Genomic DNA, 23944 nt, shown 5'->3' with positions numbered 1-23944 from the left:
TCCGGCGCGCCACCCTCGTTAGTCCGGCGCGCCACCCTCGTCAGTCCGGCGCGCCACCCTCGTCAGTCCGGCGCGCCGCCCTCGTCAGCCCGGCGGGCCACCCTCGTCAGCCCGGCGGGCCACCCTCGTCAGCCCGGCACGCCACCCTCGTCAGCCCGGCACGCCACCCTCGTCAGCCCGGCACGCTTTTGGCCGGACCGATGCCACGATGGATTGCCCACAGCTCCAGGCGGTCCAGGCTGCCGCTGCATACCCTGATGCCCTTGGGGTCGAAGAGGTTCCAGCCGTAGGGCGGATCCAGTTCGCGGGCAATGCGGTAACCGGGTCCGGCCTTGTCCTCGATGGCGAGAATCCAGGGGCGAATCGAGGGCAGTTCGCGGGCGTGTCGCTGGGGTTTTACCGAGTTTTCCTCGCCCGGAACGGGATTCGCGGCCGGCGCGGTCGTGACGCTCGGTGAGCTCATTTCCACCCAGAATTCGTGACGGACGGCGTTCCAGAGGCTGTCCAGCTTGGGCAGCTGCTCCCTGACCTGCACCAGATCGGGGCAGTCCGCGGCGTCGAAGGCCGCCACGGGATGATTGTCGCTGGTGTCGTGCACCGCCATAATCGCGATCCGATGCGGGTGCAGCAATCGCCACGTGACCTGGAACCCGTCGACCTCGGTCTGACGGACATCGTTCATGTCCCCTCCCGCGACCATTGTTACTCACCCCGCGCGCAACGCGCATGCCGGATATTGCTGGGGCAGAAACCAACGGCCCCAGCACATCTCGCGACATCGGCACATGCAAGGTCTGCATTCGCAATGCTGCGTTCCAGCCTTGTCCCCCGTCCGGTTCCGGACGATAATTACACCCACTTGCCTTACCTCCCAGAGAAATTCGACTATCCTGAGCTCTGGCACGCGATGAGTTATCCGGCAGCGATTTCCGCTGCGGCCCCAGCCTCCCGGACCGCCATCCGATTCCGAGGCGAGCCCAAGTAGATACCCGATGGAATGCCCGCTGCGCCGAAACGGCCGAATGGCCTTGTCCTCCAATGCGGAACGCACCACCAGGGGGCATTCCAGTACGGAACAAACCCAGTTAGCGAGGTTAACGAGATGGCAGGCTCCACTCTTCCCCGACGTGCAATGGGACGAGTTCTCCGCGCGATGCGAATGAAAGCAGGAAAGAGCCAGCTGGCGGCGGCGCTGGCAATAGACCTTTCCCCGCAAACCATCGGCCGCATGGAAGATGGTCAACCGGTCAAAATGAGCTCTCCCCAAATGAACGCACTACTGGAGTTCTACGGTGCCGACAAAGCCCACAGGACAATCGTAATGGGCCTGCTTCTGGAGGCGAAGAAGGCCAAGGGCAATGTCTCCGGCGGGTGGTGGAAGGCATACGCAGACGTTGTAGCAGGACATTTCAACCACTACATGTCATTGGAAGACGCCTGCTCCCGCATGACCATGTTCGAACTGACTCTGATTCCCGGGCTGTTCCAGACCGCCGCCTACCGCCGGTCGATGATCCTCATATCCGACCCACAGATGGCACCGATCGACATCGACCGACGCATCGAGCTGGCGGAGCGTCGACAAACCAAGCTCTCCGACAGCACCTTTACGATGAACGTCCTGTTGTCCGAAGCGGCACTGCGGCATCGCGTCGGCTCCCGGTTGGTTATGAAGGAACAGCTCCTGCATCTCGTAGAAATCGGGCGGCTGCCGAACGTCTCCATCCGAGTCATTCCCTTGGATGTCGAAAGCCACATCGGCCTGGTGGTCCAGAGCTTCACCATGCTCGAGTTCCCGCCGCTGCGCGCATCGCGGCTCATCGACCCTCCGGTGGTCTACATCGAGGAACACCTCGGCGCTCTGTTCCTGGAGGACGACGCTGCGCTCGAACGATATCGCACAGCGGCAGAAGACATCCGGGGCGTATCGTTGAGCGAGAAAGACACCATGAATCTCATCAAGAGGATTGCAGAGGAGTACGGCGAATGACCGACCTATCCGATGCGAAGTGGTTCAAGAGCACCCGCAGCCAGCCCAATGCCAACTGCGTCGAGGTTGCCCACCTGAACGCAGGCATGGTCGGCGTCCGGGATTCCAAGAACCCCACCGGCCCCGCACTCGTCTTCACCGCCGGTGATTGGGACGCCTTCACCACCGGCGTACAGCGCGGCGGCTTCGACCAAAGCGCATCCAGGAGCAGGATTCTGGCGGTAGCGAAGGAGTATGCCCAATGAGTATCGACCTATCGCGAGCTACGTGGTTCAAGTCCAGTCGGAGCGGGACCTCACGGGACTGCGTGGAGATCGCCCACCTCGACGACGGCTTTGTCGGCGTACGGGATTCCAAGAACCCGACCGGCCCCGCGCTCGTCTTCACCCCCGGTGATTGGGACGCCTTCACTTCCGGCGTACAGCGCGGCGGATTCGACCACTTCTGAAGTTCAGCTCGGTGAAACCCCTGGCGGTGCCGGGGGTTTCGCTGTACTCACACGCGGTACAGCGGAATTGGTTGTCGGCGTGGGTGATTCGATGACAGGGCCGTGAGGAGGTTCGCGACGTCCGCGCGGGTTGTGGGGTCGGGGCCCAGGTACCAGTGGGTGGCGATGGGTGGGTCGGTGGTTCGGTTCGGGCAGACGATGTTGTCCGCGTAGGCGGCCAGGGCGCCGAGGGAGCGGTGGTCGGCGACGGGGACGGCGATGACGATGCGGATCGCGCCCAGCAGGCGGGCGATGCGGCAGGCGTCGCGGACGACGGTCGGTTCGGTGAGGCAGTCGTGGGCGAGGATCGCCGTGCGATTGTCCAGGGCCACTCGGGTGCGGACGCCGCGGTAGGCGGATGCGTTGCGGTGCAGGATATTTTCCTGCACCCGCTCGGTGTGGGCGCGTTCGGTGGCGCGGACGGCGCCGCGGGCGAGCGCCGCGGTGTCGATGATCAGCGCGCCGTCCTCGCCCAGGATGCCGTACCGCACGGACGGCCGCCGCGCGACGACGAGGGAGCGAACCAGAATCACATCGATCAGGACGCGCAGGGCCGAGGCCACCTCCGCGGCGACGCGAACACCGCGACCGGGCAGGCACAGGACCACCACATCGTCACCCCGAAATGCCGGCAGCAGTTCGGCCAGCTGTCGGCCCGCGTCGGTTCGATCCGCGAACGGCGGCATCGAGAAGACCCTTCCGCCGGGCTGCCACCAGCACCGAGCCGGGCAAGCCCAGGGGCGGACAGAACTCCATGGTACGTCCGCACGAGTACGGTTGCGGGACGAACATATTGCGGAAATGGGCCAGCTCCGCCAGCCGCCGGTTGCGGTCGCGGGCATATCCGCGCAGTCGCTGGAAGCGATTGTTCTTGCGGCTCAAGATATTTCGTTCGAGCGTAGGCGGTGGAACCATAGTGCCGCCGACCGCTTGTAGCCCTCGGGCATTGCCAGCTCCGCGATCTCGTTCTCGCGGAACAGGCCGATCCCCCGGTACTCGCGCGAGGCGACCGGATCGGCGTCGGTCGCGGGGAGGCAGCCGTAGGTGACGACGAAGACGTGCCGGTCGATATCGTCGATGTAGCGGGTCCAGGCGTCGATGATCGTTGCCGACGCCACCGCACGGCCGGTCTGCTCCGCGATCGTGCGGATCAGGCACTCCTCGGGAGTCTCCTCCGGCTCCAGGCGGCCGCCGGGAGGTTCCCACCCGCCGTGCCCATCCTGGAGCAGAAGCACCCGGCCGCCGCGAATCACGATGCCCTTGACCGAGACCGAATACCTGTGCGGCTCATGACGAAACCCACCCATGGTGGTGACGGTACCGGTGCCCGGCCAAAAGCGTGCCGGGCACAGAAGATGGAGCCTGCCGGGCACAGAAGAGGAGCGTGCCGGGCACAGGAGAGGAGCGTGCCGGGCACAGGAGAGGAGCGTGCCGGGCACAGGAGAGGAGCGTGACTGCCAGGCGGGGGAATGTGACGGAAATTGCACTATCTGAAATTTTGCAGTCTCTGCTACTTTTGAGGCATGATCGAGGCTGAGCAGGCGGTGCCGGAGATGGGGCTGCGGGAGCAGAAGAAACGACAGACCCGGTTCGATCTGTGCATGGCCGCGCGCCGGCTGGCGGTCGAGCGGGGGCTCGACGCCACCACCACCGAGGACATCGCGAGGGAGGTCGGGGTGTCGCCGCGTACCTTCTTCAACTACTACGACACCAAGCTGGCCGCCATCGTCGGGCCGGTCGGGGAGATCGGAACACCCACGGCGCGTGCGGAATTCGTCGCGGGCGGGCCCAGCGGCGTGCTCATCGACGACCTCACCACCCTGTACGTCTCCGCCTACGAGCCCGAAGACGAAGTGCGCGAAAGCATTCAGCTGATCGCCACGATCATCAAGACCGAGCCGCGCGTGCTGGCGGCCATGATCGCTTCCGGCGTGGTGCACGAGACCGCCATGCACGAGCTGCTGTGCGCCCGCATCGGCACGGACACCCCACGCCAATTCACTTCCGTCGCAGTGGGAATCATGTCCGCGCTCGCCACCCGCGCCGCGATGTCGCTGGCCGACGACCCCACCCGGACGCTCGCCCAGGCGACCCACGAGAACTGTGAGCTTGCCGCCCGCCTGTTCGAGCGGACGGCCGACAAGCAAAGGAGAAAGGCATGACCACGACGGCAGAATCGCCGCCGCCGATCGTCCTCACCCGCAAGAGAGTGTGGCTGATCTTCACCGCACTCATCTCCGGCATGTTCCTGGCCGGGCTGGACCAGACCATCGTGGGTACCGCGATGCCGACCATCGTCGGCGAGCTCGGCGGCATCTCCAACATGGCCTGGACCGCCACCTCGTACCTGCTGGCCACGACCATCGTCATGCCGATCTACGGCAAGTTCGGCGATCTGTTCGGCCGCCGCTGGCTGTTCCTGTTCGCCATCGGCATCTTCACCGCCGCCTCCGTCGGCGCGGCCGTGTCGACCGGATTCTGGGAGTTCATCGTCTTCCGCGGTCTGCAGGGTGTGGGCGGCGGTGGCCTGATGATCCTGGCGCAGGCCATCATCGCGGATGTGGTGCCCGCCAAGGAGCGCGGCAAGTTCATGGCCCCGATGGGTGCCATCTTCGGTATCACCTCGGTCGCCGGTCCGCTGCTGGGCGGCTTCTTCGCCGATCACCTCAGCTGGCGCTGGTGCTTCTGGATCAATGTGCCGGTCGGCCTGATCGCGCTGGTCATCGCGACCCGCTACCTGAGCATTCCGAGCCACCGGCCCAAGGTGCGGCCCGACTACCTCGGCATGGTGCTGATGTCGAGCGCCACCACGCTGCTCATTCTGATCACCGACTGGGGCGGCAAGCGCTACGCCTGGGACTCGTCGACGATCCTGTCCATGATCGTGGCGCTGGTGCTCGTGGTCGGCGCGTTCATCATGGTGGAGGCGCGGGCCGAGGAGCCGATGCTGCCGCTGTGGCTGTTCCGCAACCGCACCTTCGTGCTGACCTCCGCGATCGGCCTGGTGGTCGGCCTAGTGATGCTGTCGGCGCTCGCCTTCCTGCCGACCTATCTGCAGATGGCCACCGGCGCCTCGGCCTCGGTGTCGGGCCTGATGCTGATCCCGATGATGGTCGGCATGATGTTGACGCTCACGGCGTCCATGGGCGCCATCACCAGGACCGGTCGCTACCGGATCTATCCGCCGATCGGCTCGCTGATCGTCGTCGCGGGCATGCTGTGGATGACCCAGCTCACCGCGCAGTCCACGATGTGGGTGGTCGGGGGCATGTTGTTCGTGATGGGCGCGGGCATCGGCCTGATCATGCAGGTCGTGGTGCTGGTGGTGCAGAATGCGGTGTCGCCCAACCAGATCGGCACCGCGACCAGCGCCAACAACTACTTCCGGGAAATGGGTGGCGCGGTCGGCGTGGCCATCTTCGGGTCGATCTTCACCAACCGGCTCACCGAGGGCCTGACCAACGCGTTCCGCGAGCACTACCAGCAGGCCGCCCAGTCCGGGTTGCAGCCGGGCGGGCTGGTGCCGTCGGTGGTCAAGCACCTGCCGACCGAATTGCACGACGCCATCGTCGGCGCCTACGTGCACGCGCTGGTGCCGGGCTTCTGGTACCTGATCCCCGGTGCGGCGCTGGCCTTCGTCCTGTCCCTGTTCATCCCGCACCTGAAGCTCTCCGACGAGGCGGGCATGATCGCCCGCGGCGAGGCGGTCCTGGCGGACAAGGAGAACGCGGAGCTCGTCACCGAAGGGTGAGGCTGCCGAGAAAAGGCCCGTGCTCGTGTGAGCACGGGCCTTTTCTCTTGTCCCGCAGGGTGTCCGGACGTTGTCCGCCCATCCACGCCGTCGGCCGCTCCGAAGTCCTCACAGGATTCGACACCACATCACCAAGGAAGTGAGTCATGTCGTCGCAGCTGTTGAACAGGCTGATCCAGGACTTCGCTCCCGCGTTGTTCGCGTTGTTCGCCCGGTAATCAAGCGGGCCAGGTGAACTTCGGGTCGGACGCGTAGTCGACGCGGCGCTGGTCCAGGGCCAGGGCGACCATCTCGTGGGCGCCGGGGCCGATGATCTTGCGCAGCGGTGGGTTCGGCATGGAGACCAGGTCGAGCAGTTCGGCGGCGGCGACCTCGGGGGCGGCCTCGGTCCACTCGGATTCGTAGTCGGTCACCGGGGGTGGGGCCGACGGGTCCGGGTAGTCGCGCATGCCGAGCAGGCTCGCGCGCTGGTCGTCGTAGGCGGGCAGGGCGGCGGCGAAGCGCATGCTCGACTTGGCCCAGTCGGTGTCGAAGCCACCCAGCTGCGCCATCGTGACCGCAATCCCGAAGGGGCGCAACTCGTCCGCGAGCGAGGCGCTGAAACCCTCCAGGGCCCACTTGCTCGCGTTGTACAGGCTGAACAGCGGCAGCGCGCCCACCGCGCCGACCGTGGATATCTGCACGATGTGCCCGCGGCCCTGCTTACGCAGGTGCGGGACGGCAGCCTGCGAAACCCACAGGGCGCCATAGAAATTGGCGTCCATCTGGTCGCGGATCTGCCGCTCGTCCAGCTCCTCCAGCGCGCCGACCAGGCCGTAACCGGCGTTGTTCACGATCACGTCGATCGCGCCGGTCAGCTCGAAAGCGCGGTCGACCGTGGCGCGGACGCGATCGCGATCACGAACATCCAACGGCAGCACCGTCAGTCGGCCGTCGGTGAGTTCGGCGGACAGGTCGTCCAGGCCGTGGGGATCGCGCGCGGTCGCGACGACCCGATCGCCCTGCGCCAGGGCGGCGACGGTGAACGCCCGCCCCAGGCCACGATTGGCGCCGGTGATGAACCATGTTCGGGTCACTGAGTTCTCCCTTCTTCGCGAGACGCGGCGTCTCGTTGAGATGAGCATGGCAGCGAGGGCGCGAGCTTGTCAAGACGGTACGTCTCGTCTCGCAGAATGCTATGCTCACCGCATGCCCGAGACGCCGAGCGCCGCCCGCCGCAGCGAGCGGGCACGGTCCGCCATCCTGACCGCCACCGGCGCGCTGATCCACGAGGTGCCCTACGCGAAGCTGACCATCGAGGCCATTGCCGCCCGCGCGGGCGTCGGCAAGCAGACCATCTACCGGTGGTGGCCGTCGAAGGGCGCGGTCGTGCTCGACGCGATGCTCGAAAGGGATTCCGGCCCTGCGGGTTCGGCGCTGCCCGACAGCGGGGATCTGCGCGCCGACCTGCGCCTGCTGCTGCGCGGCGCGGCGGCCGCCCTCGCCGATACCACCGAGAGCGCCTTCCTGCGCGCGATGTACGTCGAGATCCAGCAGGACCCGAAGATCCACCGCCACTACCGCGAGCGGCTGCTGCTCCCCCAGCGCGCCGCGCTCGTCGCCCGGTTGCGCTCCGCGGTCGACGCCGGTCAGGTACGCGCGGACGCCGACCTCGAACTGGCCGTCGACCTGCTGCTGGGCCCGCTGCAATACCGCTGGTCACTGGGCCTGGACGGCCTGACCGACGACTACGCCGACGCCGTCCTCGACGCCGCGCTGACCTACCTGCGGCCGGAATGACCCCATCCGCTTCGGCCTCGGCATCGAATCAAGGATCGAAGCCTGCAGTACCCGAATCGCGACCGCAAACGGAACATCTTTGACAGTCCGGACCGAGGTATCTACTATTTACGTACGTAAGCAGTAGATACTGCTTACCCATTCCGGGCCGTCACAGTCCGGAACGTCGCGGGTCGGTTGCCGGGCACCGCGAGCTGCGGGCTCCCCCTCATCAGCCCGCAGCTCCGTCGGTCGCGTCGGGACAACGCGCCGTGCGCACGGCGACCCGCCCGCGACCATCCAGCCCCGGGGCCGGCCCTCCCCCCAATTCCCCGCGCCCCGGGGCCCTGGACGAACCGACTCCCGAAAGCCTCGAGAAGGAATCAGCGTGGAAATCAATCTGCTGGGCGCACTGGAGGTGACAGTGCGTGGCATTCGCCGGCCGGTGCATGCGAAGAAGGTCCGGACGATGCTGGCGATTCTCGCGCTGGAGTCGGGGCGGGTGGTCTCCTACGAGGAGCTGACCGCGGAGCTGTGGCCCGAGGGCCGCCCCGCCGATCCGCGCAATGCCCTGCAGGCGAACGCCACCCGCATCCGGCGGCTGCTGAGCGCGCCCGACATGCTGCGCGCGGCGCGCAGCGGCTACCAGCTCAGCGTCGCGCCGGAATGCGTGGACGCCAACCGCTTTCTCGCCCTGTCGACCTCGGCGTCCGCGCTGGTCGGCGCCGACCCCGCGCGGGCGGTCCGCAGCCTGGAGCAGGCGCTGCAACTGTGGCGCGGCGACGCGCTGATGGGCACCCAGGACAGCGCCCGATGCAGTTACGAGGCGGCCTATCTGGAGGAGCATCGGCTCAACGCCTGGTACGCCCTGGAGTGCGCCCGGCTGGCCCTCGGCCACGACCGGCTCGCCATCGCCGAGCTACGCCGATTAGTGCAGGCATACCCGAACCAGGAACGCCTGATCGAGCTGTGCATGCTCGCCCTGTACCGGATGGGCCGCCAGGCCGAGGCCCTCACGCTCTACCACCGATCCCGGCGGGAACTGGCCCGCGAGATGGGTGTCGAACCGAGCCCGACCCTGGAGCGGATGTACACCGGAATCCTGGCCCACGACCCGCCGCGGCCGGAATTCGATTGCGTCTTCCAGTAAGTCGATATCACTACCCTCCTGCTCGATTGGATTCACGTTGTCTACCGCTGTCCCCCTCCCCGCGACCGACCGCCGGGACAACCGGCCGTGCCTGAGCGTCGATCCGGAGGTCTTCTTCCCCTCCGGATGGGCCGACCGCGAGACCCGCACCGCCTCGGCGCGGGCGATGTGCCGGGCCTGTTTCGCCGTGCGCGAGTGCGCGGCGGAGGCACTGCGCTCGGGCATCACGCACGGCGTGGTGGCCACCATCGATCTCGGCGACGAGGATCATCCGGCGCTCGGGCGGCGCAAACGTGAGCGGCTGCGCGCGATCGCCGAGGGCGGCGAGCTACGGCCACACCAGCGGGCCTAGCGCCCCCACCGCGCGCGCGAGCACGATGACGACCGGTATCCCGAACGCGAAAACGATGATGGCGCACAGCGAGATTCGCACCCGCAGACAGCGCCGCGACCCGGCCGCCAGCCGCTCCGCGCGGGCGACCACGTCCTGCCCGCTGGCCCCGAGCGCGCCCGAGGGCACCGCGCCCGACAGCGTCAGCAGTCCCGACAGCACCGACGCCACCCCGTGCCGGCGCGCGGCCGCGTCGTCGGCGCTCATCTCCAGCAGCCGCCCGACCTCCCGGGCGACGGTGTGGCACCACCGCATGCCGGGCAGTCCGGGAAAGGCGGCGGCCAGGCCGCGAACGACGGTGAGCAGCAACGGATGTCGCCCGTCCAGGTGCGCGGCCTCGTGCGCGAGCACCGCGCGCAGCGTCACCGGATCGAGCGCGGCCATCGCGGCGCTGGTCACCACCACGATGCCGCGGCGGCCCGCGACGCAGTACGCGGCCGGTCGGTCCGCCTCCAGCACAACGACATCGGTGGCGAGCCGGTCACAGTCGAAGCGGCGGCCCAGCAGGCGCAGCGCGTCGGCGTGCTCGTCGGCGCGGGCCCGCATCCGCCGCAGCGCGCGCACCCAGCGCACGCCCGCGACCACGACCAGCACGGCCAGCACCACGGTGGCCACGAACGCCGCCGCCGGAATGGGCCGCGACGCCTCCAGCACACCGACCAGCACCAGTATCGCCAGCGCGAGAGCGGTCACCACCGAGCCCAGGACGCACGCCAGCACGGTCAGCCAGACCGCCGTGCCCAGGCCCGGGGCGATACCGGCGCGGGTCACGCGACGCAGCATCGGCGTCGCACACAGCACCATGAGCAATGCGTGGGCGAAGAGTAGAACGGCCATATCTCAAGCCCACGGACGAGGGATTTCCGGATATCCGGACGGAATCCGAGGGCGAGTGCGGGCAGCACCTCTCAATCCCCGAATCCATACCCTCACAATGCCTCCTAGACAAACCTGCACACCGGCGACGAGTCACACGGTCCGCATCGACCGTCGTCACCGCCTACGGACGGTAGCTTGTCGCTTCACGGAGTTCCTTTCTTTGTGATTCGAATCACGACGATTTCGGCACATTACATCGGCCGATCACACAGCTACAGACGTCTGTTACAAGAATCAACAATCTTGCTACAACGATCAAATAACACACGGGTGAAACATATAATTTCCACAAGTAATGACCACCCTGCGCGAAAAGCGAATCCCAAATCGGGCAATCGATGGGTTATGTACTATCTACGTACATAGATAGTAATCAGATGGGATACCGATCGTGCACACTTTCCCCACGAGATCCCGGCTCGCCACGTCCGGCACGGCCGCGGCGCTGGCGGCCATGATCGCCCTCGGACCGAGCGCCCCGGCCTTCGGCGCCGACATTCCCGGAACCCGGCCCGCGCGGATCGATACGACGCAGCGCACCGACGCGCGCACCGAGCGGTTGCAGGTCTACTCGCCCGCCATGGACCGCGACATCACCGTGGAGGTGCAGCCCGCCGCGGATCGCACCCGGCCCCATCCCGTCCTGTATCTGCTCAACGGCGGTGGCGGCGGCGAGGACGGGGCGACCTGGCAGCAGAACACCGATGTGCTGAACTTCCTCGCGTCGAAGAACGTCACGGTGGTGCAGCCGGTGGGCGGGCAGTGGAGCTACTACACCGATTGGCGCGCACCGGATCCCGTGCTCGGGGTGAACAAATGGGCGACCTTCCTGACCCGCGAGCTGCCGCCGGTGATCGACGCCGCCTACGACAATCGCGGCGTGAATGCCATTGCCGGACTGTCGATGTCGGGTACCTCGGTGTTGCAGCTGGCCGTCGCCGAGCCGGGGCTCTACCGCGCGGTCGCCGCCTTCAGCGGCTGCGCGCGGGTCAGCGATCCCATGGGGCAGACCTTCATTCGGCTGACCGTGGAGACCTGGGGGCACGGCGATACCAGGAACATGTACGGCCCGCCGGACGATCCGATGTGGGCGGCGAACGATCCCTACCTGCACGCCGATCGGCTGCGCGGCACGAAGCTGTTCCTGGCCACGGGAACCGGGCTGCCCGGCCGCCACGACAGCCTCGGCGGGCCGCACATCCAGCCCGGGCCGAACGGCTATCTGGATCAGGTGATCGGCGGCGGCGCCATCGAGGCCGCGGTGAACCGGTGCACGCAGCAGATGCGGGATCGGTTGAACGCCTTGGGGATTCCGGCCACCTACAACTTCGATTCGACCGGCACCCACTCGTGGGGGTACTGGCAGGACGACTTCCGGCGGGCCTGGCCGACGCTGGCCGACGGGCTCGGCATCGCGCACTGAGACCGGCGGTGGTGGCCCGGACCGCGCTCCGGACCACCACCACTGATACTATCTACGTACGTAGATAGTAGAGAGTCTAGAGGCTCGGATCCGATCCGGCAAGCCTCGGCAATGAAAGGTGACAGCGAGCCGATGCGTGTGTTCCTGCGACTGTGTACGACGGTGGTGAGTCTCGTCCTCATCGCCTGCGGAGCGGTCCCCTTCGCGGCGGCGAATACGCCCGCGCCACGGTGGGATTCGGACTCGATGGCCAGATTTCGCCCCGATCCCACCGGCGACCCGTATCTCGATCGGCATTTCGCCACCACCGCCGCAATGGCCGACGGCACCGTGCTCGATTCCCGGCAGATTGCTGTTCTCCCCCCACTGGCGCTCACCTCGGCATTCACCGCATGGCAAGCCTGGTTCAAGACATCCGCCGCGGACGGATCGCCCATCGCCGCCCTGACGACGGTGCTCAAACCCGATGCGTGGAACGGGCGGATCGTGAGCAACAACTTCGCCATCGACGGCCTCGGCAGGACGTGCAATCCCTCGTACCAGCTGACCAATTCGGTGTCGATCGAGGAGCCGGACGTGACCCGGCAGCTGCTCGAGCGCGGATACGCGGTGGTGCTGACCGATTACGAGGGTCCCCTGATGGCCTACGGGCACGGCCCGACCGAGGGGCGCGAGGTGCTCGACGGCATCCGGGCCGCGCTGCGGCTGCCCGAGGCCGGGCTGTCGGGACCGATCGCCCTGCTCGGCTACAGCGGCGGGGCCATCGCCACCGTGTGGGCCGCGCAGCTCGCGCCGGAGTACGCTCCGGAACTCGATCTGGTGGGTGCGGCCGCCGGTGGCACCCCGACCGATCTGTCGCTGCTGCCCGCGACCATGGACGGCCGCCCGCCGGGCTCGGCGTTCTATCTGCTGGGCGCGCTCGGCGTCGCCCGGGCCACGCCGGGGGCGCTGAATCTGCTGAACCCGCTCGGCGCGGAACTGGCCGAGCGGTTCCGGAACGCCTGCGTCTACACGGGTTTGGCGTTCGCCGGGGTGCCGCTGCCGGTTCAGGCGCTCACCGAGGGCAACCCGTACGACACCGAGGTGGTCCGGCAGATGTTCCGTGACACCCGGCCCGGGGCCCAGGTGCCGCGGGCGCCGATCTACTTCTGGCACGGGTCCGACGACGAGTTCATTCCGCTGCGTGGCGTCGAGGAGCTGGCCCGGGAATGGTCGAGCCGGGGAGCGGAGACGACGCTGGACGTGTTGCCGTGCGGCGGGCATGTGGCGTGTGCGTTCGCGCCCAATGGAATCCAGGCCGTCGATCGCTGGATGGCGTCGGCGCAATAGGTTCTCCGCCATTCCGGCGGGGATGGAGAACCGCTGGCAAACCTGTCGGGTGCGGGGTAGCTATGGATTAATTTCCATTCGGAAATACCATTCGGTCGTTTCTATCTGGAATGCCGAATCTCGTCTGCCGACGGCACTTTCGATTCAGGAGTCGGAATGGTCTAACGCGGGTCGCCATCCCGCTCGCAGGCGCTCTATTGGGGCGTGCTGCTGGGCGGGATGGTGGGGGCGGCGGAATTGCTCGGGCGGGGTGGGGTTTCCGGCCCCGCACCTGATTCTGGCGATCGCCGCGGTGGCGGCCCTGGCCTTCGGCCTGGCGCTGCTCGTCGACCAGCGGCTGCCGGACCTGTACCTGACCACCTCCCCGGGCGGCATCAATACGGCCTTCTCCACCACGGAGGGACTGCGCGCGACCATGCCACTCCTCGCGAGGGTGCAGAGCCTGCGCCTGGTCCTGATGATCCTGGCGGTGCCGGTGCTGCAATGCATGATCGCGATTCCGGCGAAAAGCGTGCCGGAACGACGGGGCCGGGCGTGCCGGAATGACAGGGCCGAGCGCGCCGGAACGACGGGGCCGGGCGTGCCGGAATGACAGGGCCGAGCGCGCCGGAACGACAGGGCCGGGCGTGCCGGAACGACAGGGCCAAGCGCGCCGGAATGACGGGGTCGGCATGCCGGAACGACAGGGCCGGGCGTGGCGGAACGGCGGGACTGTCCCCAATCTCGTCATTCCGGCATGCTTTTGGCCGGAATGAAATGACCCCTCCGAGGTACGGCAAAGGGGTCGTACCCGGGAGGGGTCGGTCGCGACGGCGGACGGTGGGCGCTGTTCTGGGGCGCTCACTACGCGGCGACGGGGGAAGGGGTTCGATGGTCCGCCGCGTTGTGTACCGCGCTCGCCGTTGCGACTACTATCTATGTACATAGTTAGTAGATTGCTTGTCAAGTTTCGGTGGCGATGCCGGACATGGCCAGCAGGCCCGACAGCAGTGCGGCCCGGCCGTGGTGGCGGATCGCGCCGTCGTCGGCCCACATCTCGCACAGCCGCCCGACCTCTCGGGCGCCGTCGCGGCACACCGCCAGGCGCGGGAAGGTGGTCGCGAGACCCCGGAGCAGCGTGAGGATCTGGGGGTGGCGACCGGTCAGGTGGGCGCGCTCGTGCGCCAGGACCGCCGCCAGTTCCCGATCGCCGAGCGCGTCGACCGCGCCGCTGGTGATCACGATGACGTCGGGACGCCCGGCGAGGCAGTAGGCGGCGGGTTCGGCGGCCGCGAGCACCACCACACCCGGATCGAAACCTTCCGCGCCCGAACGATAGTGGCCCAGCGGGCGGCCGAGCAGGCGCAGCGCCTCGGCGTGCTCGTGGGCGCGCGCCCGCATCGCCCGGAACAGGCGCGCGAGCTGCACGGCGGCCACCGCCACCGCCCCGACCAGCACCACCGCGGTCACCACGGTCGCGACGCCCTGCGATCTGCCGGTGCCCAGGACGACGAGCACCCGGGGATGGTGCCACACCCGCACCGCCACCGCCCCGAGCGCGAAAACGATTGCCACCGACCAGGATCCGAGCACGCTGACGAGCACGGCGAGCCAGGCCGCCACCCCGAGCCGGGGCGCGGCCCCGTCGGCGGTCAGGGCGCGCAGCAGGGGCGGCGCGAAAATGGCTGCGCCCGTGGCGTACACGAACAGACAGATCGCTACGCCCACACGCCCTCCTTGCCGGAGGACCGGCGCCAGCCAACGGGATACACGACGCGGCGGATCGGGGGCGGCACCGGGGAATGCCTGCGCGACACCGGGAATCGATGGTGGACGACTCCCGATCCGCGCTCCCCGAAAACCGCCGCGTCGTGACCGGTGTCAATATACTATCCCCGTACATAGATAGTAGATCGACGCGACGAACATACACCATCACCGAGCGCCACGCATCCGAGCTTCCCGATCTTGCTCGATGCCGGTCCAGCTGTTATTACTATCTACGTAAGTAGGTAGTAATTATTGGGTCGGCCGCTCGCCCACCCGCCCCGAGGGGTCTCGTTTCATGCCTCGCTTCCCGCGTTTTTCCTTCGCATCGACCCGCGCCGACGCCGCGCCGCGGCGCGCCCACGCCGCGAACGCCGCGGACGCGCCGGTGATTCCGGCCGTCCCGACCCGGCCGCGCTGGGGCCTGCGCATCGCGGGCGGTGTGCTGATCGTGGTCGCGGTCATCGGGTCGCTGGCCGTGGTGCGGAATCTGCGCGCCACCACCCAGGTGCTGGTGCTGGCCCGAAATGTGGCCCAGGGCGGGCGAATCGACGCCGCGGACCTGACCGTCGCGACGGTCAACACCGATTCCGGCCTGCAGGTGGTGCCCAGCGACAAGCGCGGCGCGGTGATCGGGCTGGCGGCGGTGCAGCCGCTGACCGCGGGCCAGTTGCTCGTGGCGAGCATGCTCACCGATGCGGTCGTGCCCGGCCGCGGTCAGACGCTCGTGGGCGTCACGGTCGCCCCGGCCAAGCTGCCCGCCGAGCCGCTGCGGGCGGGTGACTATGTGCGCCTGGTCGACACGCCGCGCGACCAGGACAGCGCGCCGGTGCAGGCGCCCATCGCCTCGAACGCGCAGGTGGTGACGGTGCGGGCGAACACCCAGGCCGATCAGGTCACCGTGGATGTGATCGTGCCCGAGGCGGAGGCCACCTGGGTGGCGGCCCGCGCCGCGACCGGGCGGGTGGCGGTCGTGCTCGATTCCCGGGTGCGGTGAGGCCGATGTTCGTCGCCCTCACCTCCGCGAGCGGCTCGCCGGGAACCTCTACCACCGCGCTGGGCCTGGCCCTGTGCGCACCCGCCGACGACGTGTTCTATGTCGAGGCCGATCCGTGCGGCGGGAGCTTCCTGCACTCCGGCTACTACCGCTCCGAACGGCCGCGCCGGACCTCGGTGGTCGGGCTGATCGAGGCCCATCAGGCGGGGCGGCTCGCGGACGGCATTCGCGAACAGGCCGAACCGATTCCGGACACCCGCGTCCAGGCGTTGACCGGCATGTGGACCACCCGCCAGGCCATGGTGACCCGCACGATCTGGGGCCCGCTGGGCCGCTTCCTAGCCGAGAGCACGACCTGCGGGGTCACGGTGGTGGCCGACACCGGCCGCTACGGACATCGTTACGGCGCAACGGATCTGCTCACGGCCGCCGATGTGGTGGGCGTGGTGTGTCGGGCCGGTCTCGCGGAACTCGGTGTCCTGCACGGTGTTCTGCCCGATCTCCGCCGCGACCTGACCGCCGCGGGCTCGACCGCCGTCCTGGGCGTGATCCTCGTCGGCTCCCACTACAGCCCCTCGGAGGTGCGCCGAGCCCTGGGTGTCGACGTCCTGACCACCCTGCCCTACGCCCCCGACCACGCCGCCGTGTTCTCGCACGGCGCCCGCCTGCGCCGCTTCCGCCAAACCCGCTCCCGCTACCTCGCCGAACTCCGCCGCACCTGGCCCCGTCTCGCCGACGTCTCGGTCGCTCGGCCGGGCGATGGGAGGTCGGGGCGGTGAGGCGGCAGGAGCGGTCGACGGCATTGACGACCTCGCTGTGGAGTCGGTTGCAGCAGTTGCAGCCGCACGACGCGGATCGGGCCGACAGCGTCTCGGCGATGGAAACGACTCGGCCGCTGGATCTTTCGGCGCTGCGGTCGGTGCCGCCGCGGATCGTGGTGCCGCGCGCGGGCGCCGCGCCGGATCGGGCGGTCATGCGGCGCATCGTGGCCGCGGCCTCCGATGAGCTGACGGCGCTGCTGCGGGAACGGGCGGGCGAGCGGGAGACGCCGATGCCGCACGGGGAGCAGGAGATTCGCGGGCTCGGGCGGGATATCATCGCCCGCCTGGTCGAGGACGAGATCCGGACCGAGATCAACGACGGTGAGCAGACCGTTACCGGGGATCAGCGTGAGGCGCTGGCGAAGTCGGTGGAGGACTACATGTTCGGCCTCGGGCCGATCCAGTCCCTGGTCGACGAGCCCGAGGTCACCGATATCGTGATCAACGGGTCGCATGTGCGAGTGCTGTTCCCGGACGGGCGATTCGAGGCGCGGCCGCCGATCGCCGACTCCGATCAGGAGATCATCGAGTGGCTGGTGACCGTCGCGCAGCGGGCGCCGGGCGGCGGGCGGCCGTTCTCCCCGGTCAGCCCGCATCTGCGGCTGGACCTGCCCGGGCACATCCGGTTGTCGGCCATGGCGTGGACGGTGCCGCATCCCAATATCGCCATCCGCCTGCACCGGCTCACCAACGTCTGCCTCGACGATCTCGTGCACCGCCGGATGCTGCCGCAGCCACTGGCCCGACTGCTCAGCGCCGCCGCCAATGGCGGTGTGTCCCAGGTCGTTTCGGGACCGATGGGGGCGGGCAAGACGACGCTGCTGCGGGCGCTGGCCAATGCGCTGCCGGTGGAGACCCGGATCGGGACCGCGGAGACCGAGCGCGAGCTGTATCTGGACGAATTGCCCGGCCGCGCACCGTATGTGGTGAGCGGGGAGACCATCACCGGCGGCGGCGAGCGCAACGATCTCACCGGAGAACTGCGCGGCGCGATCGGATTGACCGATCTGCTCTACGCATTCGTGCGCATGCAGCTCGAGGTGGTGATCGTCGGCGAGGTCGCGGGCAAGGAGATCCTCAGCATGTTCAAGGCCATGCAGTTCACCCCCTCCTCGATGTCGAGCGTGCACGCCACCGACGCGCGCGCCGCCATCCACCGGCTCGCCACCATCGCTCGCGAGGTGCCCGGCATCACCGTGGAATACGCGACGGCGCAGGTGGCCCACCACATCGATCTGATCGTGCAGCTGGAGCGGCGCACGCTGCGCGACGCGCGCGGCGAGATCGTCGGCATGCGTCGGTTCGTGCGCGAGGTGATCTACGTGGAGCCCGGCGAGTCCGACCTGTCGCCCGCGGTCACCACGGTCTATCTCGGAAACACCGACGGCACCGGCCGATTCGGCTCGGTGCCGACGGCGCTGCGCACGGCGCTGCTCGAGGGCGGCATGCGCGAGCACGAGATCCCGGTCTCCACACTGGATTTCTCGGAGGCGCTGTGAACGACTATCGGATCGCCGTGCTCGGTGTGGATCTGGCGCTGTTGGTCGGGGGGTATCTGATTTATCGGGGGCGGCGGGCGGCGGTGGTAATGCCGGAGCCGAAAGCCGGTGTCGTGCTGTGGGATCGGATGTCTGCCCGGACGCGGATGCGGCTGGCGATCGGCCTGTTCGCGGGGATCGCGGGCTGGGTGACGACCGGATGGCTCGCCTGGATGGCGGCCGGGCCGCTGGCGCTGGTCGTGCTGCCGCAGATCTTCGGCCCGACGGCCGCCGCCGGGCAGATCGAGCGGCTCGACGCCCTCGAGGAGTGGGTGCGCAATCTGGCCGGTGTCGCTTCGGTCGGCAACGGTCTGGAGCAGTCGATTCTCGCCACGGAACGGTCCGTCCCCGATCCGCTGCGACCCGAATTGAGCGCGCTGCTGGCCGCGGTGCGCGCCAACGCCCCGGTGACCGAGGCGCTGCGCCGCTTCGCCGACGCCGTCGACGACGCCTCCGCCGATGCCGTCGTCGCCGCGCTCCTACAGGTGGCGAGCCTGCGCGGCAGCGGGCTGACCACCATCCTGGAGGGGTTGTCGGTGTCGATCGGCGAGGACGTGCGCAATCGGCGCGAGATCGAGGCCAAGCGCAGGCAGACGGTCACCAGCGTCCGCTACACCACGATCATCATCATCGGCCTGCTCGCCTACCTGTTCGCTGCCACCGACTATTTGGCCGCCTACCGGCACGGGGGGCTGCAGTTGCTGTTCACCGGGCTGGTGGCGGCATTCGGCGGACTACTGCTGTGGATGCGGGCCATCGTGCGACATCGCCCGCGGACCCGGTTCATCCGGGTGCGGCATCGGGAACCCGCCGGGAGCTCGTCATGACCTACGAGCTGCACCTGGCCCTGTTCGCCTGCCTCGGCGTGCTCGGATTCTGCACTGTCGTCGGCACTTTCCTGCGCAGCCGCCCGGCCCTGCGGCAGGCGCTGGAACGCCTGAGCCCGGCGGCGGGCCCGGTGCCCATCGCCTGGGACACCGGCAGCATCAAGGCCCGGGTGGGCGCGCTGGCGTATCCGTATCTGGCGCGCTGGCAATGGTTCCGACTGCCCGAGCACGATCTGCGGTTGCTGGAGATCGATCCCGCCCGCTTCCTCGGCGACAAGATCCTTTCCGGCGCTGCCGGATTCGCGCTACCGCTCGTTCTGGCCGTGTCCGGGCGGGCGATCGGCGTCGGGATCCCGGAATCGCTGGCGCTGGCGGCCGCACCGATATTGGGCGCGGCGCTGTTCCTCGCGCCGGATGCCGAGCTCCGGGCGAAGGCCGCACGAGCCCGGACGGAGTTCGCGCAGCACCTGCAGATCTATCTGGATCTGGTGACGCTCAACCGAATCGGCGGCGTCGGCGCGCTGCAAAGCCTGGAGCGGGCGGCCGCGGTGGGCGACAGCTGGGTGTTCCATCGGCTCACCGAGGTGTTGCAGCGCTCCCAATTGGCCGGGCAGCCACCATGGTCCGCACTGTCGGAGTTGTCGCGCCGACTGGCGCTGCCGGATCTCGCCGACCTCGGCGACATCATGACGATGTCGGGCGAATGGGGCACCAGCGTGGTCGACGGCCTCCGGGCGCGCAGCCGGTCGCAGCGACACGAGGTCGTCACGAGCGAACTCGGTGCGGCCGAGGCAGCTTCGGAGCGGCTCCGGATTCCGGCGGCATGTATTGCGTTGCTGCTGGTCGTCATGCTTTCGGTGCCTTCAGTGGTGAACATCATGCACCCGTGAGACCACTCGTCATCGAAACCTACCCTGATGAAAGGAATACACATGTACAGATCACTCTCGGCACGTACCACCCGACTCGCACTCGACAGAGTGACGGTGAGCCTGCTTGTAGTGGTCGCCACGGTGTCGGACTATGTCTCGGCGCGGACCGCCGACGAGCACCGGGATCGGGGCGACGTCATGGAGAAGGTCATCATCATCGCCGGGATGGTCGGGTTGGCCATCGCCCTGGTCGTGGCGGCGAAGGCCGCTTTCGCCAGGTACGTTATCCAGATCATCTAATGCGCCGCTCGGACGATCGCGGTTCGGTGCTGGAGACGGTGATCATCACGCCGATGGTGCTGCTACTGCTTTTCACAGCGCTACAGGGCGCGTTGTACTTTCACGCCCGCAATGTGGCGGTGAAGGCCGCCGAGGCCGGACTGCGGCAGGCTCGTGGGCAGCATGGAAACGGCCCACTGGGCACGGCAGCGGCCTACGCCTTCATAGCTCGCAACGGTCCCACCGTGCTGCGATCGCCCAAGGTCCTCGTCCTACGCGGGCCGAGGGAGGCGTCGGCACACATTGTGGCCCAGCCGATTCAGCTCGTCCCGTTCCTGAATCTCACGGTGACGGTCGACCAGACCCAGCCTGTGGAACGGGTGACACGGCCCGGGCAGATGTGATGAGAGACGGAACCGACCGAGGAGCAGTCCTCGAACAGGTGATCATCACCCCGGTGGTCCTCCTGTTGATCGGGATCATCATCGTGGGCGGACGAATCAGCTTCGCGCACGAGAAGGTCGAGCTCGCGGCCTATACGGCCGCCCGCGCCGCGTCGATCGCCCGCACCGGAATCCAGGCCGCAGCCGACGCCCGGATAGCGGCCGAGCAGAACCTGATCGCGCGTGGGCTCGACTGCGTGGGAGCCCCCGTCGTGACCACCGATGTAGCCGGATTCATGCGTCCCCCAGGTCAACTCGCCTCGGTCACCATCGTGGTCACCTGCGTGGTCTCCCTGGATGCCTTGCTGCTACCGGGAATCGGCGGTACCCGGGTGATCACCGCGTCGGCGACCTCACCGATCGATACCTTCCGGGAGCGAGCACGATGAGCACAGACGACCACGGATCGTTCGTGCTGTGGTGGGCCATAGTACTTTTCGCGGGCCTGCTCGCGCTGGGGCTGGTGGTCGACGGCGGCGGCAAGTTGCATGCCGGGCAGCGGGCGCAGCTGGTAGCGGAGGACGCGGCGCGGGCGGCGGGGCAGGCCATCGTGGTGCCGTTGGCCAAGCAGGGCACCGCGGTCACCCTGGATCCGCTGACCGCGACCGGATACGCGCAGCTGGCGTTGGTACGGGCACAGGTGCCCGGTACGGCGATCGTCACCGGGCCGACGACGGTCGAGGTCACCACGACCGTCGTCTACCAACCGAAGATCCTCGGCCTGATCGGCATCGGGCCGCAGTTCGTGACCGGTAAGGCCACCGCACATCTCGAACACACCAATACCGGACTTTGACGGAGGAGAAGCGGTGTATCAGCGAAATACCGCGCGGCGGAACATGATTCGTGCCGCCTACGGCGGACTCACCGTCGCGCTGCTCGCCGGATGCAGCAGGGTGACCACCGGGCCGATCCCCGCGCACGGCCCGGGGCTGTCCGGCCCCGCCGGGGTGACCGCCTCGCCCGAGCAGCAGGCTGTCGACCAAGCCACCGCCCTGCTGCGGAACTACTACGCCGTGCTCACCCGCCTGGCACACGACGATGGCGCCGATCTCGAGGCGCTGCAGACGGTTTCGAGCGGCGACCAGGTGGACCGGGCGCGGCGTGAGGTGTCGAAGCTCCGAACCGGCGAGGGGATCAATCCGACCCTGATCGGCAGCCGCCCCACGCGCCACACGGTGCCCAAGGATCCCGACACGGGCGCGCCCGCACCCGGGCACGCGACTATCGACTTCGACACTTGTGTCGGCGCCGATCGCAACCGATCCGCCTCCGTCATAACCAAGGTCGATGATCCGGACTGGCCCGACCCGGCCGGATGGCGGGTCACCCTCGCCGTCGCGCTGCCGGATCAGCGCTGCGACACCAGCCTGTTCTGAACGGCCGGAGAGTCTCGTGAATCCTCGTCTCCCCCTTGCCCTGATCGGCGTCCTGCTCGCCGCCGGTTGCGCGACACACAGTTCCGATGACACCACTCCCAGCGGCTCCAGCCCCGTATTCGGCGGCTACCGTGACGATTCCACCGACCCCACCGACGCGGCCGAGCGGCAGGCGGTCGCCAAGGTGCGGGAGTTCTACGACACCTGGTCGCGGCTGGAGGGCAACCCGGTTGCCCCGCTGGATCAGCTCCGGGCCGTCGCGGACGATCCGATCCTGACGGCCTGGACCGAGGACATCCTGGTGCGCCGCTCGCAGAGCATTATCGGATCCGGTGCGTTCCGGGTCGTCGACGCGACCGCCACCGGCGCGGGAATTCCCCAGCGCCCCAAGGACACCGGGGCACCGGCGTGGGTGCATGTGCGGGTCTGTCTGGACATCTCCGGACTCACCTGGCGCGACCACGACGGCGTTCCCTCCGTCGATCCGAAACGCCCGCAGCGCGTCCGGGCCGATCTCACCGTGCGCGATCACGCCTACCCCGACCCGAACGGCTGGCGGGTGACCGGCGATTCCGCCCCGCAGTATGCCCCGTGTGCCGATTCCTGAACTCCCGGAGAGGATTTCGCCGATGTCCCCGCGTTCCGTCCGTCTGCTGACCACCGCATTGTGCGCCTTGCTGCTGTCCGTGATGCCACCGATCGTGGGCACGGCCGCGGCCGAAACCGATGACGGCGGTACCGATATCGCCCCGAGCACCACCCATGTCGGTGCGACGGAGGTGCTCAACCGCGACCCGTCCATCCCGGTGGCCCCGACCGAGGTGCAGGGCAAACCGATCAGCGGCAAGGGCGGCGGCTGGTTCTGGATCTGGGAGGCCCCCAAGATCATCGAACGCTGGATGAACCTGGAACAGCCACCCATGTGCTTCGCCCCGGGCACCACCGACTCCGGCAGCACCGGCGTGGTCGGGTTGAACTCCTGGGCGTGGATCTGCCCGGACGAGATTCGAGATTCGACGGTCGGCCCGAAATACCTGAGCATCAAGAACATCATCGGGCTCTACGGGATCGAACTGTCGGCGTTCAACCCCGGGGTGCTCGTGGACTGGGGCGACGGATCACTGCCGTCGCTGTGCGTGAACCCGACTCCAGTCATCACCCAACAGCCGTTCGTGCCCTATACGGGCGCCTTCGACGCGCTGTCGCGGCCCGGCGCCGGCGATGTGCCGTCGCCGAGCTGCGGCCATTTCATCGGCAAGAGCAGCGTCGACGCGCCGGGCGGCACCTTCACCGTGACCGCGACGAGCGGATGGACGGTGCCGTTCTCGGTCTGGATCCGAAACCTGTTGCCGCCGTGGAACCGGATCACCGTGTTCGCCGGGGTGGTCCCGTGGCCGACGATCGCGCAGTTCCATCAGCGCATCGGAGAGGCGCAGGCGCTCAACGGGATTACCCTCACCCCCGGTCGCTGAGTGCCGGAATCACTTGCCTCCGCGTCGGATTCGGCGCAGCGCCGCCACCAGCCGCTCCGAATCCTCCGGACCGATCTGCTCGACGAAATGCGCGAGCACCAGGTCGGAATCGCCGCCGCCGTCCAGTGTCTCGCGCATCAGCCGCGCGCTGTGCTCCTCCCGGGTGAGGGTGGGCCAATACAGGAACGCCTTGCCCTGACGGCGGCGCTCCAGCCAGCCCTTGCGATGGAGATTGTCCATGGTGGTCATGACCGTGGTGTAGGCGATCTCGCGCTCGGCGGCGATGCCGTCGTAGACCTCGCGGACGGTCGTCGTCTCGCCCTCGCGGTCCCATACCCGGTCCATCACGACCGTCTCCAAATTTCCGAATCCACGAGTCCCCACTCTGGCTCTCCTTGCCCCTTCGCCTGCT

The 23944-nt window shown here is 68.2% G+C and carries 30 protein-coding genes; 23 read left to right on the top strand and 7 right to left on the bottom strand.

Annotated elements, in window-relative coordinates:
- Positions 1–172 precede the first annotated feature (172 nt).
- Positions 173–682, bottom strand: a complete 510-nt coding sequence (locus HPY32_RS25135) for a hypothetical protein (RefSeq protein WP_156674693.1) — start codon at positions 680–682, stop codon at positions 173–175.
- A 420-nt stretch (positions 683–1102) separates the two neighbouring features.
- On the opposite strand from HPY32_RS25135, the gene HPY32_RS25130 reads away from it, so the two are divergent.
- The 3 genes from HPY32_RS25130 to HPY32_RS25120 are packed head-to-tail and all read left to right on the top strand — an operon-like array spanning position 1103 to position 2438.
- A complete protein-coding gene (locus HPY32_RS25130; protein ID WP_231951852.1) occupies positions 1103–1990 on the top strand; it encodes a helix-turn-helix domain-containing protein in 888 nt (295 codons plus the stop codon).
- Positions 1987–2235 carry a DUF397 domain-containing protein gene (locus tag HPY32_RS25125; RefSeq protein WP_067593599.1) on the top strand — a complete coding sequence of 83 codons (249 nt, stop codon included), beginning with the start codon at positions 1987–1989 and terminating at the stop codon, positions 2233–2235. Before HPY32_RS25130 ends, HPY32_RS25125 begins: the two co-directional genes overlap by 4 nt.
- On the top strand, positions 2232–2438 hold the full coding sequence (locus HPY32_RS25120) for a DUF397 domain-containing protein (protein ID WP_067593602.1): 207 nt from the start codon (positions 2232–2234) through the stop codon (positions 2436–2438). Before HPY32_RS25125 ends, HPY32_RS25120 begins: the two co-directional genes overlap by 4 nt.
- 47 nt (positions 2439–2485) lie before the next feature.
- Here HPY32_RS25120 and HPY32_RS25115 read toward each other — a convergent pair whose 3' ends face one another.
- Positions 2486–3163: a hypothetical protein gene (locus HPY32_RS25115; RefSeq protein WP_067593605.1), complete on the bottom strand. Its 678-nt coding sequence runs from the start codon at positions 3161–3163 to the stop codon at positions 2486–2488.
- A gap of 192 nt (positions 3164–3355) precedes the next feature.
- Positions 3356–3784, bottom strand: coding sequence for an NUDIX domain-containing protein (locus HPY32_RS25110; protein WP_067593608.1), 429 nt, complete (start codon positions 3782–3784; stop codon positions 3356–3358).
- 216 nt (positions 3785–4000) lie between these two features.
- On the opposite strand from HPY32_RS25110, the gene HPY32_RS25105 reads away from it, so the two are divergent.
- Together HPY32_RS25105 and HPY32_RS25100 are read left to right on the top strand one after the other, a co-directional pair.
- Positions 4001–4639: a TetR/AcrR family transcriptional regulator gene (locus tag HPY32_RS25105; RefSeq protein WP_067593611.1), complete on the top strand. Its 639-nt coding sequence runs from the start codon at positions 4001–4003 to the stop codon at positions 4637–4639.
- Complete coding sequence (locus HPY32_RS25100) at positions 4636–6228, top strand: MDR family MFS transporter (protein ID WP_067593614.1); 1593 nt, start codon at positions 4636–4638, stop codon at positions 6226–6228. Before HPY32_RS25105 ends, HPY32_RS25100 begins: the two co-directional genes overlap by 4 nt.
- A gap of 218 nt (positions 6229–6446) precedes the next feature.
- Here HPY32_RS25100 and HPY32_RS25095 read toward each other — a convergent pair whose 3' ends face one another.
- The gene (locus tag HPY32_RS25095) at positions 6447–7304 is read right to left on the bottom strand and encodes an SDR family NAD(P)-dependent oxidoreductase (protein WP_067593617.1); all 858 of its coding nucleotides are present in this window, start codon (positions 7302–7304) and stop codon (positions 6447–6449) included.
- 112 nt (positions 7305–7416) lie between these two features.
- On the opposite strand from HPY32_RS25095, the gene HPY32_RS25090 reads away from it, so the two are divergent.
- From HPY32_RS25090 to HPY32_RS25080, 3 genes are all read left to right on the top strand, one after another.
- Positions 7417–8007, top strand: a complete 591-nt coding sequence (locus tag HPY32_RS25090; protein ID WP_067593620.1) for a TetR/AcrR family transcriptional regulator — start codon at positions 7417–7419, stop codon at positions 8005–8007.
- 367 nt (positions 8008–8374) lie between these two features.
- Positions 8375–9136 carry an AfsR/SARP family transcriptional regulator gene (locus tag HPY32_RS25085; protein ID WP_067593623.1) on the top strand — a complete coding sequence of 254 codons (762 nt, stop codon included), beginning with the start codon at positions 8375–8377 and terminating at the stop codon, positions 9134–9136.
- Between the two features lie 37 nt (positions 9137–9173).
- The gene (locus tag HPY32_RS25080; RefSeq protein ID WP_067593626.1) at positions 9174–9488 is read left to right on the top strand and encodes a WhiB family transcriptional regulator; all 315 of its coding nucleotides are present in this window, start codon (positions 9174–9176) and stop codon (positions 9486–9488) included.
- On the opposite strand, the gene HPY32_RS25075 is transcribed toward HPY32_RS25080, so the two are convergent.
- Positions 9465–10364 carry a M56 family metallopeptidase gene (locus tag HPY32_RS25075; RefSeq protein ID WP_067593628.1) on the bottom strand — a complete coding sequence of 300 codons (900 nt, stop codon included), beginning with the start codon at positions 10362–10364 and terminating at the stop codon, positions 9465–9467. The genes HPY32_RS25080 and HPY32_RS25075 overlap by 24 nt on opposite strands.
- Positions 10365–10860: 496 nt before the next feature.
- On the opposite strand from HPY32_RS25075, the gene HPY32_RS25070 reads away from it, so the two are divergent.
- From HPY32_RS25070 to HPY32_RS46250, 3 genes are all read left to right on the top strand, one after another.
- Positions 10861–11829 carry an alpha/beta hydrolase gene (locus tag HPY32_RS25070; protein ID WP_082871927.1) on the top strand — a complete coding sequence of 323 codons (969 nt, stop codon included), beginning with the start codon at positions 10861–10863 and terminating at the stop codon, positions 11827–11829.
- A 132-nt stretch (positions 11830–11961) separates the two neighbouring features.
- Positions 11962–13158, top strand: coding sequence for a lipase family protein (locus HPY32_RS25065; protein WP_171983045.1), 1197 nt, complete (start codon positions 11962–11964; stop codon positions 13156–13158).
- Between the two features lie 250 nt (positions 13159–13408).
- Positions 13409–13750, top strand: coding sequence for an AbrB family transcriptional regulator (locus HPY32_RS46250; RefSeq protein WP_171983044.1), 342 nt, complete (start codon positions 13409–13411; stop codon positions 13748–13750).
- A 350-nt stretch (positions 13751–14100) separates the two neighbouring features.
- Here the strand turns inward: HPY32_RS46250 and HPY32_RS46245 are convergent, their stop codons facing one another.
- Positions 14101–14865 carry a M56 family metallopeptidase gene (locus HPY32_RS46245; protein WP_067593643.1) on the bottom strand — a complete coding sequence of 255 codons (765 nt, stop codon included), beginning with the start codon at positions 14863–14865 and terminating at the stop codon, positions 14101–14103.
- 337 nt (positions 14866–15202) lie between these two features.
- On the opposite strand from HPY32_RS46245, the gene HPY32_RS25050 reads away from it, so the two are divergent.
- The 12 genes from HPY32_RS25050 (at position 15203) to HPY32_RS24995 (ending at position 23532) form a co-directional block, all read left to right on the top strand.
- Positions 15203–15901, top strand: a complete 699-nt coding sequence (locus tag HPY32_RS25050) for an SAF domain-containing protein (RefSeq protein WP_067593650.1) — start codon at positions 15203–15205, stop codon at positions 15899–15901.
- A gap of 5 nt (positions 15902–15906) precedes the next feature.
- Positions 15907–16680: a hypothetical protein gene (locus tag HPY32_RS25045; protein ID WP_067593653.1), complete on the top strand. Its 774-nt coding sequence runs from the start codon at positions 15907–15909 to the stop codon at positions 16678–16680.
- Positions 16677–18221, top strand: coding sequence for a TadA family conjugal transfer-associated ATPase (locus HPY32_RS25040; RefSeq protein ID WP_156674694.1), 1545 nt, complete (start codon positions 16677–16679; stop codon positions 18219–18221). The genes HPY32_RS25045 and HPY32_RS25040 overlap by 4 nt, the downstream gene beginning before the upstream one ends.
- On the top strand, positions 18218–19087 hold the full coding sequence (locus tag HPY32_RS25035; protein WP_082871724.1) for a type II secretion system F family protein: 870 nt from the start codon (positions 18218–18220) through the stop codon (positions 19085–19087). Before HPY32_RS25040 ends, HPY32_RS25035 begins: the two co-directional genes overlap by 4 nt.
- Complete coding sequence (locus HPY32_RS25030) at positions 19084–19977, top strand: type II secretion system F family protein (RefSeq protein WP_067593658.1); 894 nt, start codon at positions 19084–19086, stop codon at positions 19975–19977. The genes HPY32_RS25035 and HPY32_RS25030 overlap by 4 nt, the downstream gene beginning before the upstream one ends.
- Before the next feature lie 96 nt (positions 19978–20073).
- On the top strand, positions 20074–20259 hold the full coding sequence (locus HPY32_RS25025) for a hypothetical protein (RefSeq protein WP_171983043.1): 186 nt from the start codon (positions 20074–20076) through the stop codon (positions 20257–20259).
- Positions 20259–20642 carry a TadE family protein gene (locus HPY32_RS25020; RefSeq protein WP_067593665.1) on the top strand — a complete coding sequence of 128 codons (384 nt, stop codon included), beginning with the start codon at positions 20259–20261 and terminating at the stop codon, positions 20640–20642. The genes HPY32_RS25025 and HPY32_RS25020 overlap by 1 nt, the downstream gene beginning before the upstream one ends.
- Positions 20642–21070 (top strand): TadE/TadG family type IV pilus assembly protein, encoded by a 429-nt coding sequence (locus HPY32_RS25015; RefSeq protein ID WP_067593668.1) that lies wholly within the window; start codon positions 20642–20644, stop codon positions 21068–21070. Before HPY32_RS25020 ends, HPY32_RS25015 begins: the two co-directional genes overlap by 1 nt.
- Positions 21067–21477, top strand: coding sequence for a pilus assembly protein TadG-related protein (locus HPY32_RS25010; RefSeq protein ID WP_067593670.1), 411 nt, complete (start codon positions 21067–21069; stop codon positions 21475–21477). Before HPY32_RS25015 ends, HPY32_RS25010 begins: the two co-directional genes overlap by 4 nt.
- 13 nt (positions 21478–21490) lie before the next feature.
- The gene (locus tag HPY32_RS25005) at positions 21491–22060 is read left to right on the top strand and encodes a hypothetical protein (protein ID WP_067593673.1); all 570 of its coding nucleotides are present in this window, start codon (positions 21491–21493) and stop codon (positions 22058–22060) included.
- 16 nt (positions 22061–22076) lie between these two features.
- Positions 22077–22667 carry a hypothetical protein gene (locus tag HPY32_RS25000; protein WP_067593676.1) on the top strand — a complete coding sequence of 197 codons (591 nt, stop codon included), beginning with the start codon at positions 22077–22079 and terminating at the stop codon, positions 22665–22667.
- Between the two features lie 22 nt (positions 22668–22689).
- A complete protein-coding gene (locus HPY32_RS24995) occupies positions 22690–23532 on the top strand; it encodes a hypothetical protein (RefSeq protein ID WP_067593679.1) in 843 nt (280 codons plus the stop codon).
- A gap of 9 nt (positions 23533–23541) precedes the next feature.
- Here HPY32_RS24995 and HPY32_RS24990 read toward each other — a convergent pair whose 3' ends face one another.
- Positions 23542–23916: a BlaI/MecI/CopY family transcriptional regulator gene (locus HPY32_RS24990; RefSeq protein ID WP_082871725.1), complete on the bottom strand. Its 375-nt coding sequence runs from the start codon at positions 23914–23916 to the stop codon at positions 23542–23544.
- Positions 23917–23944 lie beyond the last annotated feature (28 nt).

The organism is Nocardia terpenica, from assembly GCF_013186535.1.
GTDB classification, from domain to species: domain Bacteria; phylum Actinomycetota; class Actinomycetes; order Mycobacteriales; family Mycobacteriaceae; genus Nocardia; species Nocardia terpenica.
The sequence above is the reverse complement of the archived record's forward strand: the minus strand, read 5'-3'. Positions and strand labels throughout refer to the sequence as shown.

Bases quoted from the DNA above. Each gene is read 5' to 3' on its own strand.
- HPY32_RS25135 (WP_156674693.1), bottom strand. From the start codon at position 682: ATGAACGATGTCCGTCAGACCGAGGTCGACGGGTTCCAGGTCACGTGG.
- HPY32_RS25130 (WP_231951852.1), top strand. From the start codon at position 1,103: ATGGCAGGCTCCACTCTTCCCCGACGTGCAATGGGACGAGTTCTCCGC.
- HPY32_RS25125 (WP_067593599.1), top strand. From the start codon at position 1,987: ATGACCGACCTATCCGATGCGAAGTGGTTCAAGAGCACCCGCAGCCAG.
- HPY32_RS25120 (WP_067593602.1), top strand. From the start codon at position 2,232: ATGAGTATCGACCTATCGCGAGCTACGTGGTTCAAGTCCAGTCGGAGC.
- HPY32_RS25115 (WP_067593605.1), bottom strand. From the start codon at position 3,163: ATGCCGCCGTTCGCGGATCGAACCGACGCGGGCCGACAGCTGGCCGAA.
- HPY32_RS25110 (WP_067593608.1), bottom strand. From the start codon at position 3,784: ATGGGTGGGTTTCGTCATGAGCCGCACAGGTATTCGGTCTCGGTCAAG.
- HPY32_RS25105 (WP_067593611.1), top strand. From the start codon at position 4,001: ATGATCGAGGCTGAGCAGGCGGTGCCGGAGATGGGGCTGCGGGAGCAG.
- HPY32_RS25100 (WP_067593614.1), top strand. From the start codon at position 4,636: ATGACCACGACGGCAGAATCGCCGCCGCCGATCGTCCTCACCCGCAAG.
- HPY32_RS25090 (WP_067593620.1), top strand. From the start codon at position 7,417: ATGCCCGAGACGCCGAGCGCCGCCCGCCGCAGCGAGCGGGCACGGTCC.
- HPY32_RS25075 (WP_067593628.1), bottom strand. From the start codon at position 10,364: ATGGCCGTTCTACTCTTCGCCCACGCATTGCTCATGGTGCTGTGTGCG.
- HPY32_RS25070 (WP_082871927.1), top strand. From the start codon at position 10,861: ATGATCGCCCTCGGACCGAGCGCCCCGGCCTTCGGCGCCGACATTCCC.
- HPY32_RS25065 (WP_171983045.1), top strand. From the start codon at position 11,962: ATGCGTGTGTTCCTGCGACTGTGTACGACGGTGGTGAGTCTCGTCCTC.
- HPY32_RS25050 (WP_067593650.1), top strand. From the start codon at position 15,203: ATGCCTCGCTTCCCGCGTTTTTCCTTCGCATCGACCCGCGCCGACGCC.
- HPY32_RS25045 (WP_067593653.1), top strand. From the start codon at position 15,907: ATGTTCGTCGCCCTCACCTCCGCGAGCGGCTCGCCGGGAACCTCTACC.
- HPY32_RS25030 (WP_067593658.1), top strand. From the start codon at position 19,084: ATGACCTACGAGCTGCACCTGGCCCTGTTCGCCTGCCTCGGCGTGCTC.
- HPY32_RS25020 (WP_067593665.1), top strand. From the start codon at position 20,259: ATGCGCCGCTCGGACGATCGCGGTTCGGTGCTGGAGACGGTGATCATC.
- HPY32_RS25015 (WP_067593668.1), top strand. From the start codon at position 20,642: ATGAGAGACGGAACCGACCGAGGAGCAGTCCTCGAACAGGTGATCATC.
- HPY32_RS25010 (WP_067593670.1), top strand. From the start codon at position 21,067: ATGAGCACAGACGACCACGGATCGTTCGTGCTGTGGTGGGCCATAGTA.
- HPY32_RS24995 (WP_067593679.1), top strand. From the start codon at position 22,690: ATGTCCCCGCGTTCCGTCCGTCTGCTGACCACCGCATTGTGCGCCTTG.